The organism is Oleiphilus sp. HI0067 (assembly GCF_001635735.1).
On record NZ_LWFI01000120.1, the window covers coordinates 1 to 1,013 of the forward strand.

General features: G+C 44.9%; 1 protein-coding gene. It reads left to right on the plus strand.

The features are described 5' to 3' along the window. Window positions 1-83 precede the first annotated feature (83 nt). On the plus strand, window positions 84-1,013 hold a 930-nt coding region (locus tag A3739_RS01675; protein WP_156502245.1), incomplete at its 3' end, for an efflux RND transporter permease subunit.

A 1,013-nucleotide genomic window follows, 5' to 3' on the forward strand; every position in this document is an offset into this window, starting at 1 on the left:
AAAAACGATCTAATACTCCGCAAAGTACGTACTGCAATCGTTGCTAATTTTTTTTACGCATATCCTTAAATTTCGGATTAACTATGGATCAAAAAACATCCCCTTTTTCTCAACGCTGGGACTTTGCCGTTATTGGCGCTGGAATGGCAGGGGCTTTTATCGCAGGACGACTACAGGCTGAAGGCAAGTCAGTATTGATTATTGATAAAGCGCGAGGATCTGGGGGGAGGGTTTCCTCCAAACGTTTGAAGGCGGGCGAGATCGCTTTTGGCGTCGACTTAGGGTGTCAGTTTTTTGAAGTGAGCCACTCTTATTTTGAGGCCTATCTTTCTTCGAGGGAAGATGTCGTATTAATTGGTACCGCCATCCAGCTTCTTACTAATGGCGTTAAGGTTGCAGAATATCGTCCAGATGACACTGATGAAGAAGTCGATATCAACATCCGCTTCCCATCTCAGAAACGAACACTAGAAGCTTTGCAGAGCCTTCGTATTCAAACCAATGTGGGAATGGTTCCACTTGGGAACTTTGTACACTTAAAACCTGCTCCAAAAACCGGCACAATCAAACGTGCAGATAGCCGCCGTGCGGTTCTTTTGCAGTCTGAAGTGGAAGAAGGACTTCTGCCGACAGATAAGATCCAAGAACTCTTTGCCTCAATTGAGGGAGAGTCTTTTCAACCTGACGTACGTTTCAAGTTAAAAGGTGAACAGCAAGACCAACAAGAAACAATGACTTTCTTGGGAACCGCTTTCATTCTCGCGATTTTCTTGATGCTTCTAATCTTAGTGATTCAGTTTAATAGCTTCTATCAGAGCTTCTTAGTTCTGAGTGCCATCGTGTTCTCAACCTTCGGTGTACTGCTTGGCTTGCTGATTACCGCGCAACCATTCGGCGTAGTTATGGTAGGACTCGGAATCATCGCACTCGCGGGCATTGTCGTGAATAACAACATTGTATTGATCGACACCTATAACGCTTACATCAAAGACGGTTACCGGCCATTCGATGCG